We start from the raw sequence: 15361 nt of genomic DNA on the forward strand, positions 1-15361 counted from the left end.
ATGCGCTCAAGCTTCTCCGGGATTGGGAACCGCTTCCGACCGGGCAATCGGGCGCGTCAGCCGCAGAATGGCGAAGAATGCGGCGACGGCGACGGTGCTGAGCAATGCTGCGATAGACAGTGACCATGATACGCCGAGACTGCCCATCAGGAAGGCGAGTGCGAACGGCGCCATCGAGGCGACGACGAGACGGACTGACATGATTTGTCCTTGCCGCCGGCCGTAGCCATCGCTTCCGAAGAGCGCGAGCGGCAAGGTTCCGTAGACGATGCTGTTAAGGCCCGAACCGAGGCCGAAGACGACTGCAAAGACCAGCGCGCCGGGCACCGAGGGTGCGGTGGCGATGAGGATGACAAGGGCTGCCGGCAGCAGGACGGCGCAGATGATCGCCAGCATCACTTGCGACAAGCTCTCACCAAAGACCATGTTGATGAGGCGACTGAGCACCTGTGACGGGCCGAAGAGCGTTCCGACCACCACTGCCATGGCGCCGAGGCCAAGTGCCGACATCACAGGCACCATGTGAACCAGAAGTGCCGCGTTCACGAAGCTCTCCAAAGCAAAGCCCGTCACCATCAGGATAAAGGCCGGCCGGCGCACCGACGGCTGAAGGCTCGGCTCGACGTGTTTTGCGGCCGCCTCTCCGGTCCGTTTCCTGGTCTCGCTGACGCCACGGGAGAGCCAGGCGTGAAGGGGAAGGCAGATGGCGAGATGAAGCGCGGCGAAGATCAGATAGACATTCTGCCATGACAGATGCGCGTGCAGCGCCGTGGTGATCGGCCAGAAGATGGTCGAGGCAAAGCCGGCGATCAGCGTCAGGTAGGTGATGCTGCGCTGAGCAACCCGTGGCCTGATCTGCACGAGCAAGGCGAAGGCGGCGCCATATTGCACCAGGTTCGAGGCGACCTCGATGCCGATCAATGCTGCGATAAAAGCGATCTTTCCCGGTGCGAAGGCGCAGGCGATAAGGGCGGCTGCGGCAATCGCCGAGCCTGATGTCATGATCCTGCCCGCGCCGAAGCGATCGATCCATGTGCCCATAAGCGGTGCGGCCAGGCCGCCGATCAGAAGCGCCGCGGAGAGGGCGCCGAAGATCCATTCCGATGACCAGTTGAGATCACGGGCCATGTCAGGGGCGAGGATGCTGAAGCTGTAATAGAGGCTGCCATAGCCGATGATCTGCGTGAGCCCGAGTGCGGCGATGGCGGCTAACGGCGGTCGTTCGGCGCTGATTGTCATAGGGACCTGAGGCTGACGCGCTGTTCGAGCTTTTCGGCTTCCTCTTTCCGTTCGCTGTAGCGGTCGGTCAGATAGTTCGAGGCATCACGGGTCAGCAGTGTGAACTTCACCAGTTCCTCGCAGACGTCGACGACGCGGTCGTAATAGGATGAGAGTTTCATACGGCCGTTCGCGTCGAATTCCTGGAAAGCTTTGGCGACGGAGGACTGATTGGGGATCGTGATCATCCGCATCCAGCGGCCAAGGATGCGCAGTTGGCCGACCGCGTTGAACGACTGGGAACCGCCGGAGACCTGCATCACCGCCAGCGTCTTGCCTTGTGTCGGCCGCACCGAGCCAACCGACAACGGAATCCAGTCGATCTGCGCTTTCATGATACCGCTCATTGCGCCATGACGTTCAGGACTGACCCAGACCTGGCCTTCCGACCATGCCGACAATTCGCGCAGTTCCTGAACTTTTGGGTGGCTGGCCGGTTCCTCGTCAGGCAGCGGCAGACCTTCGGGATTGAAGATCCGTACCTCGCAGCCGAAATATTCGAGCAGCCGTGCGGCCTCCTGTGCGAGGAGGCGGCTGTAGGACACTGTTCGCAGGGAGCCATAAAGGATCAGGATGCGAGGCTTGTGCGTCGAGAACGTCGGCCTGAGTGCATCCATATTCGGCTGATGCGGATGCATCGGAGATGCTGCGGGCAGATCAGACAATGCGCTTGCCTTCGGCATCGAGCACCTTCTCGCCGTCCTCTTTGGTGAAGGCGCCCTTATACGTTTCCGGCAGGATTTCGAGGACAAGTTCCGACGGCCGCGACAGGCGTGTGCCGAGCGGCGTGACGACGAAGGGGCGGTTAATCAGGATCGGATCTTTCAGCATGGCGTCGAGAAGCTGATCGTCGGTAAGATCGGGGTTGTCGAGGCCGAGCTCCGCAAAGGGCGTGCCCTTTTCGCGGATCGCCTCGCGAACACTCAATCCTGCATCCGCAATCATCTTGATCAGCTGTTCGCGCGACGGCGGGTTTTTCAGATATTCGATCACATTAGGCTCAATGCCGGTGTTCTGGATCATCGCCAGCGTGTTGCGCGAGGTGCCGCATTCCGGGTTGTGATAGATCGTCACATCGATAGTCATCAGGCAGATTCCGTCTTGGTCAGGGTTTCAGGATTGCGGGATTCCATCAACAGCCATCCCGCGAACATCAGCGCCAGCAATGCGCCGAGGATTTCAGCAACGAGAAAACCCGGTAGATCGATCGGGCGGATGCCGGAAAATGTGTGCGTCAGTGATCGGGCAATCGCGACCGCGGGATTGGCAAACGACGTGGAAGCGGTAAACCAGTAGGCGGCGGTGATATAAAGGCCGACCAGCCATGCCACGGCATCGGCGCGAAAGCGAACACCGGCGAAGATGACGAAGACGAGGCCGAAGGTTGCCGTCAATTCGGAGAGCCATTGTGCGCCGTCGGTCCGCACGGTTTCCGAGGCCTGCAGCAGGGGAAGAGCGAACATGGCATGGGCGAGCATCGTTCCGGCAATGCCGCCGACGATCTGCGCGGCGATGTAGGCCGGAAGGGTAGAGGCGGGCAGCTCGCGCCGGAGCGCAAAAACCAGCGACACCACCGGATTGAATTGCGCGCCGGAAATCGGGCCCAAGATGGTGACGAGGACGACAAGCACCGCCCCCGTTGCCAGCGTATTAGCGAGCAGCGCAAGCGCCGTATCGTTCGTCAGGCTATCCGCCATGATTCCGGATCCGACGACGGTTGCCACCAGCAACAGCGTGCCCAGGGCTTCGGCGGCGAGTCGTCGAGACAGCGGAAACACTGGCGCGCTCATGCCGGCAGGCTCCGGACCATCAAGGCGGCGGATGCCGGGCACAGGCTTGCGGCCTGGCGCGTCGTCAGGATGGCGGCGGGCGCATCATCGCGGGCGATCGGAAGAAAACCGAGCGATTGAAAGAACGGGGCGGCCGTTTCAGTCAGCACATAGGCAGCAGCAGCACCTTTCTTATGGGCCTGATCGAGCAAGGCAAGGGTAATCGTATGGCCGAAGCCAAAGCCTTGCTGATCGGGCAGCACGACAATGGAACGCAGGAGTGCGGCCTCGCCATAGAGTTCCAGTCCGCCGAAGCCGACCGTCTGGCCGCCGCGCGAAAACCGGTAGAAGCTTCGGCCGGGGTCTGTGAGGTCATCGACCGGAAGTCCGGCGGCTGCGAGCACGGCGCGAAGGTTGTCATCGGGCCCTTCCAAGGCCTGCTGGTTCAAATCGAAACCCATCAGCCGGCCTTGGACGGTTTTGCTGTCGTGCCTTCCATGGCGCCGATCTGATGCAGGTGCGATTGAAGCGCGAGGTTGTCGATCGAGGAAAGAGGCTGCAGGATCGATTCCGCCAGGATCGAGCGGGCAGAATTGCCCGTGCAGAGAAAGAGCACATTGTAAACGCGATCAGTGGTCATTGCAGTTTCTCCTTCCCTTTTGGCGCACAGCAGGCCGCGACCTCCGCGGCAGGGGCACAGATTTCCGGATGCCCGGAGCAGCAATCTTCCATCAAGAAGCGAACCAGGCCACCTAGCGCCTCGTAGTTCGCGGTATAAATGATCGACCGGGATTCACGCTGCTGCGCGATCAGCCCGGACCGTTCGAGTTCCTTCAGATGGAAGGAGATATTGGACGGCGAGACCTCCGCCTTCTCCGCGATCGCGCCCGCCGCCATACCGCCGGGACCCGAAACCACGAGCATACGGACGATGTGCAGGCGGGTTTCCTGCGACAGCGCGCCGAACGCTATGAGGGCTTGACGTTGATCCATATTTCAATAATCCTTGAACTGTTGAAGCAAGGATTAACTGATATGAAGATCATCGACAACAGCAAAATTCAAGAGAACGACATCGATCTCGGCCTGCTGCTCGAGATGCTTGGCGGCGCTAAGGATTCTCCGCTGATTTTTTATTACGACGGCAAGCCGGTAAAGCCCGGCTATCATGTCACCGAGGTCAAGGCGGGCCAATTCTCAGGCCTCGACTGCGGCGCCAATCCCGAGGCATGGGCGGAGATCTTCATCCAGCTCTGGGACATCGAGGAAGGCGACCGCGCACATATGCCGGCCGGCAAGTTCTATTCCATCATCCGCAAGGTGACGGAGCATGTGCAGCTCGACGGTTCGGCCAAGCTCACCTTCGAGGTCAGTGACGGCGTGCGGCCGATGCAGCTCTATTGCGCGGCGAGGCCGATTCTCGGCGCCGGCGCCGTGTATGTCGAGCTATCGCCGCGGCCGGCAAGCTGCAAGCCGCGCGATCGCTGGCTGGCGGAGGAAAGCAGCAGGGCAGCCGCCTGCTGCGGTCCGGCCGCGGCAAAGAGCGGCTGCTGCGCGTAAAACTCATGAGATCGCGGCAGAGCAGCGGTAGCAGTGAAATTGAAAAAATATTGACTGACCACCAGTCAGTCATATAAATCGAGACTGTCGGCTACTACCGGCGGCATCCATTTCACGCCCGGAGATCGCAATGAGCGCGCAGACCCTGTTGAACTCTCTGTTCCAATACAAAGCCAGCGTCGACGATGAGCTTCTCGATGCTTTGAACGCGCTCGAGGCTGACGCGCCATCCGACGCGTTTCGGTCGGCGCTTCGCGTGCTCAACCACGCTCATCTCGTCGATCGCATCTTCGTCGCCAATCTTCAGGGGCGGCGTCATATCTACGCGGCGAGCTGGAGCAGCGAAACGCCGCCTTTGGCGCAGCTGTCGGCCGATATCCGGGATACCGACCGTTGGTATATCGATTACACCTCGCGGATCGGCCTTCAGGAAATGGAGGAGGTCGTCGACTTCACCTTCACCGATGGCGGACGCGGGCGCATGTCCCGCGAAGAGATGCTCGCCCATGTGGTGACGCATGGCGGTTATCATCGCGGTGAAGTCGGTCGCCTGCTGCCTGATATCGAGACCACCGCAATGCGCGACGTGTTTACCGGCTACCTGCACAGGACCGATCCCGCGCGCCGTCAATGAGAGTGGAGCAGTCCCGTCGATGCCGGCCGATCCTGTTTCAAAACCGAGAACCAAGCCCGCCGAAGAGCGGCGCGACGAGTTGATGATCGCGGCCGAGCGGCTTTTTCTGGAAAAGGGCCTGGAGCAGACGACGATCGAGGAGATCACGACGGGGGCCGGGGTCGCCAAGGGCACGTTCTACCTGCACTTCTCCTCGAAGGCCGATGTTCTCCAGGCGCTGCGCGCCCGTTTCGTGCAAAGCGTGCTGGATGGCATCGTCGCGGCGATCGAAGGACGAGGGCAGGAGGATTGGCACGGCAAGCTGGCGGCCTGGTCGACGGCATGCGCCACCGGTTATCTCGACGCGGCCGGGCTGCATCATCTCGCCTTCGTGGCGGCACCCCCCGCAACGAAGGAAGGACTTTCGCGCAACATCCTGATCGACCATCTGAACGAACTGCTTGCCGCTGGCGCTGGCGAGAATGCCTGGTCGGTCGACGATCCCGGCTTCACGGCGGTGTTCCTGTTCAATGCCCTGCACGGTGTGGTCAATCAGCCCGGCATCGGCGAGACGCCGGCTGCCCGCGCCCAATTGCTGCGCGCGATCGAGGCGCATTTCCTGCGCTCGCTGGGCTTGCCGTCAGGTATGGATTAAGCGCTGGGCATCCAGGGATGACCCCGGAGGGCACTTGCCAGATCAGGCGTCCACCCGGTCAGGTCGTGTTGAATAGCCTGGGCTCCATTGCTGAGATCTGCACGAGGCAACGAAGACGCTTTGGAAAGCAAGGCGGAAATCCTGTCGCAAGTCCGTCCAGCCACTCTAAAGGCTATATTATGAGGGGAACAAGCTGCGGCGTGGCGATCCTCGTAATGTGACGTTGTCGGCAAAGCCCGTTCGATGCCGAGAATGCGATGCTTCATGCCTGATTTCTTAAGCATATCTGCAGGAAATCGAGGGCGATCCCATCGGGCCGCTTCTTCGCTTCATATCCCGGCGCGCTGATTAATAATTATTCAAATCAATTGATGTATCGATTTGATCCGGGGACAGATTTTACATCAAAGGTTTGCTATGGCGTTTCTAGGTATTTCGGGGATGCAATATTCCGGGGAAATGTTTGCTGGCGCGCGCATTATTGTCGCGGAAGATTCCAACGTATTCACCTCGATGATCAGCAAACGCCTCAAGGAGCTGTTCGACATTGATGTCGAGATTTGCCGCAGCTTCGAGGATCTGCAGTTTTCCTACGACAAGTCTTCCGATCCGATCACGCTGGCGATCTCGAACATCAACCTGCCCGGCGCCGAAAACGGCGAAGCGCTCGAGTATCTGGTCGATCTTTCCATCCCGACCATCGTCTTTACCGGCACCTTCCACGAAGGCATGCGCGACAAGCTGATGGCCAAGGACATCGTCGATTATATCCTCAAGGACAATATCTTCGCCGTCGACCTTCTGGCGGAATCGATCTGCCGGTTCCTGACCAATCATCGCCACCATGTGCTGATCGTCGACGATAGTGCGACGGCGCGCGCCCTGCTGTCGAGCCGGCTGAAGCGTTACAATTTCCGTGTGAGCGTCGCCGAGAACGGCGGCAAGGCGCTGGAGATCCTGAAGGCCAATCGCGATATCGGCCTGATGATTACCGATTACAACATGCCCGACATCGACGGCTTCGAGCTGACGCGGCGCATCCGCTCCAATATCGGCTCGCATGAGTTGCGCATCATCGGCGTTTCCTCTTCGTCGAACCGGCTGCTTTCGGCACGATTCCTGAAGGCCGGCGGCAATGATTTCATGCTGCGTCCCTTCATCGACGAGGAGTTCTACTGCCGCGTCAACCAGAACCTCGATACGCTGCTGCAAATTCAATCGATGCGCAAGGAGCGGGCGGTTGCCTGACGGCTCTTCCGGCATCGGTATCGGCAGGGGGCCGGAGGCGACTGTCGGGGACAGTCGTCGAATTTTTGCAATTAGAGGTAATGTCGCTTTCATTTGTCCCCTTCACGCGCATAAGCCTCTCGGCTATCGTCCGCCCCGGGGAGAGGGCCGAGTCGAGCCCGTCGGACGTATGGGGGAATAGCGGCTGTGGCGTTTCAAGCGGATTTTCAGCGAGATGGCATTGGGCTCCGCTCCGGCGGGCTAAAAATACTTCTGGTTGAAGATTCCCGGATGTTTTCTGCCGTGCTCTGTCACCGGTTCCAGACCGAGCTCGGCCTTGCCGTCAAATCCTGCCCGTCACTGAAGGCTCTTCGCAAAGAACTTGCCGAGGACGGTCACGGCTACACCATGGCCGTCGTCGATCTCAACCTGCCGGATTCGCCCTATGGCGAAGCACTCGACTGCACGATCGAGCACGATATCCCGGCGATCGTCTTTACCGCGACATTCGATCTCAACACGCGCAACAAGATCATGGAGCGCAATGTCATCGATTACGTGCTGAAGGACAATGAATTCGCGCTCGACAATCTGGTCGCCACCGTCCGGCGGGCGATCTCCAACCGCAAGACGCGGGTGCTCGTCGTCGACGATGTCGCCTCGGCGCGCCAGGTGCTCGTCGACCTGCTGAAGGCGCAGCAATATCTCGTCGTCGAGGCAAGTTCGGGGCTCGAGGCGCTGGCAGCGCTCGAGGCCTACAGCGATATCGAACTCGTCGTCACCGACCACCACATGCCCGATATGAGCGGCTACGAGCTGACGCGACGCATCCGCCATCGCTTCGGTTCGGACAGGCTGCGTGTCATCGGCGTTTCCGCCTCCAACGACCGCATGCTTTCGGCGAGTTTCCTCAAGGCCGGCGCCAGCGATTTCGTCTACCGGCCCTTTGTCGCCGAGGAACTGCAATGCCGCATCGCCAACAATGCCGAGACGCTGGCGCAGATGCGGCAGCTGCGGGCGGCGGCGGCCTGCGACTATCTCACAGGCCTCTATAACCGCCGCTATTTCTACGACAACGGCCCGAAGCTGGTGAACGAGTGCCTGCGGCTGAAGGTGCCGAGTTCCGTGGCCATTCTCGATATCGACCATTTCAAGCGGCTGAACGATACCTATGGCCACGAGATCGGCGACAAGGTGCTGAAGGCTGTCGCAAACAGGCTGTTTACGATCTTCGAAGGCAGCGAAAATCTTCTCTCGCGCCTCGGGGGCGAGGAATTCGCCATCCTCTTTCCGCAGATGGATTCCGCTGCTGCGACCAAGCTCTGCGATGAGATCCGCTCGGACATTTCGCGGCTGAAGGTTACGGCCGACGACGAGGAACTCGGTGTTACGATTTCGATCGGCATTGCCGAAATCGGCGGTTACGAGACTTTCGAGAATTACCTCAACGCCGCCGACCAGTTCCTCTACATGGCCAAACACCGCGGCCGAAACCAGGTCTATTCCGACGCCAGAATGACGGAAGAGGCGGCGCAATAACGCCATCCCAGCGCGGGGGTGAAGCCGCCGCCTTTCACATCAGACGGCGACAGGCCTTTCCCAACGTCTCAAGCGGCGACGGCCTTCTTATAGCCTCAGGCGGCAACTGCCTGCCGTGCGGTCGCCATGGTCATCTTGCGCTCGGCGCGCTCCTGCTGCGGCGAGCGATGGTAGAGTTCGCGATAACACTTGGAGAAATGCGAGGCCGAGACGAAGCCGCAGGCGACGGCGACCTCTACGACCGGCATCGAGGACTGCACCAGCAGGTGGCGGGCGCGGTCGAGGCGGATTTCCAGATAGTAGCGGGCCGGCGAGCGGCCCATCTCCTGGCGGAACAGCCGCTCGATCTGACGGCGGGAGAGGCCGGCGCCGTCGGCGATCTCGATCAGCGACAGCGGCTCGGCGAGATTGCCTTCCATCAGCTCGATGATCGACAGCACCTTGGCGTTCTGCACGCCGAGACGGGCACGCAGCGGCAGGCGCTGGCGATCGTGCGGGTTGCGCACGCGGTCGGTCAGGTGCTGCTCGCAGATGCGGTTGACAAGGCTTTCGCCAAAATCCTCGCCGACAAGGTTCAGCATCATGTCGAGCGAGGCGGTGCCGCCGGCGCAGGTATAGAGATTGCCGTCGATCTCGTAGAGATCGGCATAGACCTCCGCCTGCGGGAAGGCTTCCGAAAAGCCCGGCAGGTTTTCCCAGTGGATGGCACAGCGCTTGCCGTTCAGGAGACCGGCCTGGGCAAGCACATGCGCGCCCGTACAGAGGCTGCCGACGGCAACGCCGCGATTGTAGCATTCACGCAGCCAGGCATTGACCGACTTGTTGTTGAACTGCTCGACATCGATGCCGGAACAGACGAGCACCATGCCCGGCCGGTTTTCGCCGCCGAGATGGCGACGTTCCTCGGCAAGCGAGGAATTGGCCTCGACGCCGATGCCGCAGGAAGAATAGACCTTTTCCCCGTCGACAGAGGTCAGCCGCCAGGTATAGGCCTGATAGCCGAGCATGCGATTGGCGATGCGCAACGTGTCCACGGCCGCCGAAAAGGGCAGCATGGTGAATTGCGGTACCATAAAGAAGACCAGTGAACGCTTCTTGATCTGCATCCTATTCATAGCGAAATCCATGCTCGAGGGGCGATGACACATTCGTTGCGCGGAATGCGTCGCGCCGATGTCCTGAAAGCGACACTGGCATGGAAAAATGCGGCCGGGAAGAGCAAATATGCGACATAGCCCACGTTTGGGCCGGTCAAACTATCGGGATGGCCGGGGACAGCGCAGATGACAGATTCACGGGAGACTGAAACTCAAGACTGAAAAGGGCTTGGGAATGGACAGTCAGGCCGCGAAAAAGGCGGCGTTGCGCAAAGCAGACGCCGCCCCTATCTTGGGAAGAATGTCGCATTCATTACAGCCAGCTGATGTCATTGCGCTGTCGTTGAAATTTAGCCAAAAGGCATGCGGGAAGCATAACTGGCGCTGCATTACCCACGCCAAGATGGTGCTGTGTTTCCCGAAGAGTATTTTAGTCGCAGGTTCCACAACGACTCGTCGCATTTAATCCAAAAGGCAGCATTAAATGAAGGACCTCGCTTTTCAGGGCACGTGGCGAGCATATCAGCAGAAGATACTTGATGATCTTGCAAATCTCTTAGGCGATGACGGATTGCATATTGTCGCGGCACCCGGCTCCGGTAAAACGGTTTTAGGTCTTGAAGTGATGTGCAGGCTCGGTGAGGCGACTTTGATTCTGGCTCCGAGCAAGACCATCCGGGACCAATGGGCGCATCGGCTGCGCACGATGTTCCTGCCCGCCGACCTTGCCGAACCGGAATGGATTTCCCACGATGTGAGAGCGCCCGGAACCGTCACGATCATCACCTATCAAGCTCTGCATGCGGCGTTCTCGGGCCATCCGTCCGAAGAAGAAATTCCCGACGGTGAAGAGGAGGGCAGCGACGGGGCGCAAGTCGGTGAACCAGGCAAGCAGGAAACGGAGAAGGCGAGTAAGAAAATCATCGCGAAGCTGCGCGAGGAGAAGGTTCGCACCCTTGTGCTCGATGAAGCGCACCATCTTAGAAACGAGTGGTGGAAGGCCCTGACGATGCTCAAGGAAGCACTAGGTCAGCCCACAGTCGTCGCGCTGACAGCGACGCCTCCTTATGATGTAGATCCTCAGGAATGGGACCGCTATCAGGCGCTTTGCGGGCCGATCGACGGTGAAATTTCCGTGCCGGAACTTGTGTTGCAAGGCGATCTTTGCCCGCATCAGGATTATGTCCACTTCAGCCTGCCGAGTGCGCTGGAAGCACAGAAGCTGGCCGAGTTTCGTGCGCAGATCGGAGACTTCATCGAAACGCTGCTTGAGAGTGCAGAATTCAAGGAGGCAATTCTGCGCCATCCATGGATTACGCAGCCGATCGAGAATGTGGAGCATATACTGGACGATGCACGCTTTTTCTCCAGCATGCTGATCTTCCTGAAATCACAATATGTCGACCTGCCGCAGTCGACTCTCGACATTCTCGGGGTCAATGCGCGTGAAGTACCGGATTTGACGCTTGAATGGATAGAGGTATTGCTGAACGGCGCTATCTACACCTATCGCAGTGATTTCGAAGAAGCTGAACTGGCAATCCGCTGCCAGCAAGACAGGCTGAGGGAAATTAGGGCAGTGGAGCACGCCAGAGTGCGACTGACTGATCCACGATCGGTTCAGAAGCGGCTGGTATCAAGCGTGAGCAAGCTCAACGCGATCGTCGATATTGCCCGGCTCGAAAGCGCGTCGATGCGTGACGAACTCCGTATGGTTATCCTTTCCGACTATATAAGGAAGGATGCGCTGCCCACTGCCCCCACGGACCTTCAGCCCATCGAGAGAATGGGCGTCGTGCCAATCTTCGAGACGCTGCGGCGGTCAGAACTTGATCTCAAGGTAGGAATTCTGACGGGGAGCCTGGTTGTCATTCCGGCGGAATCAAAAGGGATTCTTGACGAGATCGCAGACCGTCTAGGCATCGGTGCCGAACACATCCGTTATCAGCAGGCGGTATTCGATGCTGGCTTTCTGAGCGTTGAACTCTGCGGCGAGCCGAGCCGCAATATCGTCCATATAATCACCGAACTGTTCAGTCGCGGCGGGATCATGGCCCTGGTGGGCACCCAGGCTTTGCTGGGTGAAGGATGGGACGCACCGTCCGTAAACACTTTGATCCTGGCAAGTACGGTGGGATCATACGTACTCTCCAATCAGATGCGCGGTCGTGCCATTCGCATTGATCCTCGAAGCCCTCAGAAGGCTGCGAACGTCTGGCATCTGGCGGTCATCGACCCTGAAAAGCTCGAACAGAGAATACCGCTGCGCTTCGGGAGGAAATCGACCGATAGAAAAGCGCCCGATCCATATGACACGATGACAATAGACTTGGGCAGCGACGTCGATGCGCTGAAACGCCGATTTTACGCGTTTGAGGCTTTGTCCTTTGGCGAGCCTCCGGTGATCCAAAGCGGTTTTCAACGATTGATGCTGGGTACTGCCAAATGGAATGCGCGCGGTGTTGATGACATCAACAAAATGATGGAACGGAGGGCTGCAGACCGCAAATCACTGAGATCCCGCTGGCATAGTGCGCTGCACAGCAAACGCGCCATTGCGAGGATGCAAGAAACATTGGAGAGCAACTATGCCCCCAAGGGGCTAGTTAACTGGAATACGACAAAGTTTCTGTTTGCGCACAGCGCCGCACTCGCCGGCATGATCTTGAACGGATTCTTGCACAGCTTTCGCGTCACGCACATCCGATCGCTCCAACAACTGGAGTTGGTCCTGTTCGTTATGTTCGCATTACTGGCCATCTTCTGCTTGCCGGGCGCACTCAAAGCCAGTCTGTTGTTGCTGCGGAACGGCTCCCTGGAAGGGAGCATGAAGCAAGTGGGAATAACCGTTCTGGAGACGCTGCATCATATGGGCGTCATAACGACAGAGTTGGGAAATGTGAGTGTCGAGGCGACGCTCGACCAAAACGGCATAATTTACTGCCGGCTTGAGGGCGCCACGACAATTGAGCGGTCCCGCTTTCTCGACGCTCTACGGGAAGTGCTCGTTCCCCCACAGAATCCCCGCTACATTCTCGTCAGGTCGTCAAAATTCTGGCGGCTGAACCGGGTGGATTATCATGCAGTCCCGTCGATCATCGGTCGGAAAAGGGAGGATGCCATATATTTCGCCCAGCACTGGAATCGTTACGTCGGTTATTCGGAACTTGTTTACACGCGCAGTGTCCAGGGTCGCCTGAAACTGCTCCAATTCCGCGCGAAGTCATTCGCTTCCGCGTTTACAAGGAAAACCGATAGAATTAGCCGGTGGGAGTAATTGGGAAAGTATGATGCGGGCTCCGAGCTGCCTCAGCGCGTTTGCGCCTGATATGCAGTTGCGGGGCCATCCAATGCCGGCAAGGCGAACGACAATCGACAAGCAGATTCGGGAATTCGGAAGACGAAAAAGGCGACGTTGCGCGAAGCAGACGCCGCCCCTATCTTGGGAAGAATGTCGCATTCATTACATGGTCCGGTGTTTGCTGTCGTCCGTGCTCGGCCAGCCGATGTCCTTGCGGATGTCGAAAGGCATAGCTTCGATTTCGCGGGCCGTCTGCCAGCGTGTCCAGGCGAGCACGAGCTTGCGGGCATAATGTGCCAGATCGAAGCGGCTGTCGCTGGAGGTGAGGGTCTTGCCACCACCCCGATAGGTGAGCGTGGTCATTTTCCGGTTCCTTTCTTAGGTCAAGGACATGGGGATCGATGGGAGGTTCGTCCATGTCCGTAATGCCAATATGGCCCCAGACAACTCATCATTCAAACGAATAGGGCTTATGGATAACATCAGAGATATTGAATGATCGGAGCGTGCCCGGCGGCCCTAGGCTGGCCTCGACATCTGGCCCGACGAGCATAATTCGGTGCGCGACCGGATGCCTCGGAACCAAGTTTGCTCCACCTCGTTGCCAGTTCGTAGCTGACAATGATGCAAAGGAGGAAACGATGATTTCCGCAGATCAGATCCGTGAGCATATGGAAGTGCGGGCTGCCGACGGCACCCATGTCGGCACAGTTGATCACCTCGACGGCCCGACACGCATCAAGCTGACGAAGCTCGATTCGGAAGACGGCAAGCACCACCTGATCCCGATCGATTGGGTCGATCACATCGATGCACACGTCCATCTGTCGAAGAACGCCAGGGATGTCCGGATGCAATGGGCCACCATCAACTGAGAGCCCATCGGCTGCGGCTTGCAGGCCGCAGCCTCTTTGAAACAGGAGCCGCCATGCCGAAGCAATTGAAGAAGGGCGACGAGGTAAGCTGGAATACCAGCCAGGGAAAGACCGAGGGCAGGGTGGTCAAAAAGCAGAGCGGTCCGACGACGATCAAAGGCCACAGGGTGAAGGCATCGAAGGCCGAACCGCAATATATCGTCGAGAGCGACAAGTCGGGAAAACGCGCCGCACACAAGCCTGACGAACTCCGGAAGCTTTGAACCGGCGGTCGCTCGTTTGGCAATAGGAGATCGATATGCCAGCCAAATCGAAGGCCCAGCAGAAGGCGGCAGGCGCCGCACTCTCGGCCAAGCGTGGCGAGACGCCGAAGAGCGAACTCAAAGGCGCCTCGAAACAGATGGTCGAATCCATGAGCGAAAAACAGCTGGAGGAGTTCGCCTCAACCAAGAGGAAGGGCAAGCCCGAGCACGTCTCCAAATGAGGGAATGCGAGGTTTAGTTCGTCGTCGACTGCATCGAGAAATCCGCGACGTCATGCGCCTTTGACAAAGCGTTCAAGATCGCACGGGCAGATGTGTCATGGTCTTTTGCCATCCATCTTAGTTCGAATGTCACGCCGGCGCGTCCATCGGTGGTCCGTGCAAAGGAAACGAACAGAGCACGGCATGCGAGAGGTTTCAGCGCTTCCGACAGTTCGGGGATATCGGCATCGGCGCTGCGGATGAGAAGCGTTGCCTTGCGTTCGCAGCGCAGCCACGTATCCAGACGCTTCAATGGCGACAGGACGATGAAGGCGAGCGCGGTCGCCATCATCCCGGTCAGGATCTGGCCGCCGCCGAAACAGAGGCCGACCACCGTCATGAACCACAAGGTCGCCGCCGTGGTGACGCCGGTCATCATATCGCCGCGCCTGAGGATCGCTCCGCCGCCGATAAAGCCCACGCCCGTCAGCACGCCGAGGGGAAAGCGCAGCACGTCCATCTGGGTGAAGGAGCCAGGCGTTTTTCCGTATACCGAGAGAAGAAGGTTTGCCTGGACCATCGCCAGGCAGGCGGCAAGCGCCACCAGGATCGTGGTCCTGAAGCCCGCCGCGTGACCGCCGCGCTCTCGGTCGAGGCCGATCAGGCCGCCGGCAACCACCGTCAGCGCGATACGCGTGCCGATATCCCACCAGTTCGGCGTCAGCGGCATGGCATCCGTCAGGAACGCAGGCATGTGTTGGTCCAGACTTTGTCGTGGCGCTCTGGCTGGTCGCGGGGCTTTTGCCCTTCCTCAGCCGTGCACCGGTCTAAACGCCATGCGGGTCAGGACGTTCCCAAGGCTCCCAAGCTAGTGGCGGCTGATGAGCCAAGATTGGCGGTTCGTCTGCAGTCGGTGTATGTAGGGTGCCGACAAACAGATGGGGCATTCGCCCCGCCAGCGATAAAGCGCGCGCACTGCGCCTA

The 15361-nt window shown here is 59.2% G+C and carries 19 protein-coding genes and 1 pseudogene; 10 read left to right on the forward strand and 10 right to left on the reverse strand.

What is annotated here, in order from left to right; translation table 11 throughout:
• Window positions 1–6: 6 nt before the first annotated feature.
• The 7 genes and pseudogenes from arsK to FHX10_RS04960 form a co-directional block, all read right to left on the reverse strand.
• On the reverse strand, window positions 7–1239 hold the full coding sequence (gene arsK / locus FHX10_RS04930) for an arsenite efflux MFS transporter ArsK (protein ID WP_047610330.1): 1233 nt from the start codon (window positions 1237–1239) through the stop codon (window positions 7–9).
• On the reverse strand, window positions 1236–1961 hold the full coding sequence (gene arsH, locus FHX10_RS04935) for an arsenical resistance protein ArsH (RefSeq protein WP_184389113.1): 726 nt from the start codon (window positions 1959–1961) through the stop codon (window positions 1236–1238). The genes arsK and arsH overlap by 4 nt, the downstream gene beginning before the upstream one ends.
• Complete coding sequence (arsC, locus tag FHX10_RS04940) at window positions 1936–2364, reverse strand: arsenate reductase (glutaredoxin) (protein ID WP_183844925.1); 429 nt, start codon at window positions 2362–2364, stop codon at window positions 1936–1938. Before arsC ends, arsH begins: the two co-directional genes overlap by 26 nt.
• The gene (locus tag FHX10_RS04945; RefSeq protein ID WP_183844926.1) at window positions 2364–3068 is read right to left on the reverse strand and encodes an MIP/aquaporin family protein; all 705 of its coding nucleotides are present in this window, start codon (window positions 3066–3068) and stop codon (window positions 2364–2366) included. The genes arsC and FHX10_RS04945 overlap by 1 nt, the downstream gene beginning before the upstream one ends.
• Window positions 3065–3508 carry an arsenic resistance N-acetyltransferase ArsN2 gene (gene arsN2, locus FHX10_RS04950; protein WP_047610321.1) on the reverse strand — a complete coding sequence of 148 codons (444 nt, stop codon included), beginning with the start codon at window positions 3506–3508 and terminating at the stop codon, window positions 3065–3067. The genes FHX10_RS04945 and arsN2 overlap by 4 nt, the downstream gene beginning before the upstream one ends.
• Window positions 3509–3603: 95 nt before the next feature.
• Window positions 3604–3687, reverse strand: a pseudogene (locus FHX10_RS35640) (arsenate reductase ArsC); the annotation flags it as partial.
• The gene (locus FHX10_RS04960) at window positions 3684–4040 is read right to left on the reverse strand and encodes an ArsR/SmtB family transcription factor (protein ID WP_063475086.1); all 357 of its coding nucleotides are present in this window, start codon (window positions 4038–4040) and stop codon (window positions 3684–3686) included. The pseudogene FHX10_RS35640 and the gene FHX10_RS04960, both read right to left, overlap by 4 nt.
• A gap of 42 nt (window positions 4041–4082) precedes the next feature.
• On the opposite strand from FHX10_RS04960, the gene FHX10_RS04965 reads away from it, so the two are divergent.
• From FHX10_RS04965 to FHX10_RS04985, 5 genes are all read left to right on the forward strand, one after another.
• The gene (locus tag FHX10_RS04965) at window positions 4083–4607 is read left to right on the forward strand and encodes a DUF6428 family protein (protein WP_183844927.1); all 525 of its coding nucleotides are present in this window, start codon (window positions 4083–4085) and stop codon (window positions 4605–4607) included.
• 130 nt (window positions 4608–4737) lie between these two features.
• Window positions 4738–5241, forward strand: coding sequence for a DinB family protein (locus FHX10_RS04970; RefSeq protein WP_183844928.1), 504 nt, complete (start codon window positions 4738–4740; stop codon window positions 5239–5241).
• Window positions 5242–5260: 19 nt separating this feature from the next.
• Complete coding sequence (locus FHX10_RS04975; protein ID WP_063475083.1) at window positions 5261–5875, forward strand: TetR/AcrR family transcriptional regulator; 615 nt, start codon at window positions 5261–5263, stop codon at window positions 5873–5875.
• 417 nt (window positions 5876–6292) lie between these two features.
• Entirely contained in the window at window positions 6293–7123 is an 831-nt protein-coding gene (locus FHX10_RS04980) for a response regulator (protein WP_047610313.1), read from the forward strand.
• A gap of 186 nt (window positions 7124–7309) precedes the next feature.
• Window positions 7310–8641 (forward strand): diguanylate cyclase, encoded by a 1332-nt coding sequence (locus FHX10_RS04985; RefSeq protein WP_047610311.1) that lies wholly within the window; start codon window positions 7310–7312, stop codon window positions 8639–8641.
• Between the two features lie 95 nt (window positions 8642–8736).
• On the opposite strand, the gene FHX10_RS35645 is transcribed toward FHX10_RS04985, so the two are convergent.
• Window positions 8737–9756, reverse strand: coding sequence for a GlxA family transcriptional regulator (locus FHX10_RS35645; RefSeq protein ID WP_018242426.1), 1020 nt, complete (start codon window positions 9754–9756; stop codon window positions 8737–8739).
• Window positions 9757–9973: 217 nt separating this feature from the next.
• Between FHX10_RS35645 and FHX10_RS34850 the strand changes: the two genes are divergently transcribed.
• The gene (locus FHX10_RS34850) at window positions 9974–10204 is read left to right on the forward strand and encodes a hypothetical protein (protein WP_246721286.1); all 231 of its coding nucleotides are present in this window, start codon (window positions 9974–9976) and stop codon (window positions 10202–10204) included.
• Window positions 10205–10222: 18 nt separating this feature from the next.
• Entirely contained in the window at window positions 10223–13015 is a 2793-nt protein-coding gene (locus FHX10_RS04995) for a DEAD/DEAH box helicase family protein (RefSeq protein WP_184389116.1), read from the forward strand.
• A 186-nt stretch (window positions 13016–13201) separates the two neighbouring features.
• Here FHX10_RS04995 and FHX10_RS05000 read toward each other — a convergent pair whose 3' ends face one another.
• Window positions 13202–13402, reverse strand: a complete 201-nt coding sequence (locus tag FHX10_RS05000) for a hypothetical protein (protein ID WP_047610309.1) — start codon at window positions 13400–13402, stop codon at window positions 13202–13204.
• Between the two features lie 278 nt (window positions 13403–13680).
• On the opposite strand from FHX10_RS05000, the gene FHX10_RS05005 reads away from it, so the two are divergent.
• Genes FHX10_RS05005 through FHX10_RS05015 form a run of 3 tightly spaced genes read left to right on the forward strand, consistent with a single transcriptional unit; the run spans window position 13681 to window position 14398 of the window.
• Window positions 13681–13914 carry a DUF2171 domain-containing protein gene (locus FHX10_RS05005; RefSeq protein ID WP_097594267.1) on the forward strand — a complete coding sequence of 78 codons (234 nt, stop codon included), beginning with the start codon at window positions 13681–13683 and terminating at the stop codon, window positions 13912–13914.
• 53 nt (window positions 13915–13967) lie between these two features.
• Window positions 13968–14177 (forward strand): DUF2945 domain-containing protein, encoded by a 210-nt coding sequence (locus FHX10_RS05010; RefSeq protein WP_097594268.1) that lies wholly within the window; start codon window positions 13968–13970, stop codon window positions 14175–14177.
• Between the two features lie 35 nt (window positions 14178–14212).
• Window positions 14213–14398: a DUF3008 family protein gene (locus FHX10_RS05015; protein ID WP_028756545.1), complete on the forward strand. Its 186-nt coding sequence runs from the start codon at window positions 14213–14215 to the stop codon at window positions 14396–14398.
• 13 nt (window positions 14399–14411) lie between these two features.
• On the opposite strand, the gene FHX10_RS05020 is transcribed toward FHX10_RS05015, so the two are convergent.
• A complete protein-coding gene (locus tag FHX10_RS05020) occupies window positions 14412–15131 on the reverse strand; it encodes an MgtC/SapB family protein (RefSeq protein WP_183844993.1) in 720 nt (239 codons plus the stop codon).
• Window positions 15132–15361 lie beyond the last annotated feature (230 nt).

Source organism: Rhizobium sp. BK591, assembly GCF_014195045.1.
GTDB lineage: Bacteria > Pseudomonadota > Alphaproteobacteria > Rhizobiales > Rhizobiaceae > Rhizobium > Rhizobium anhuiense.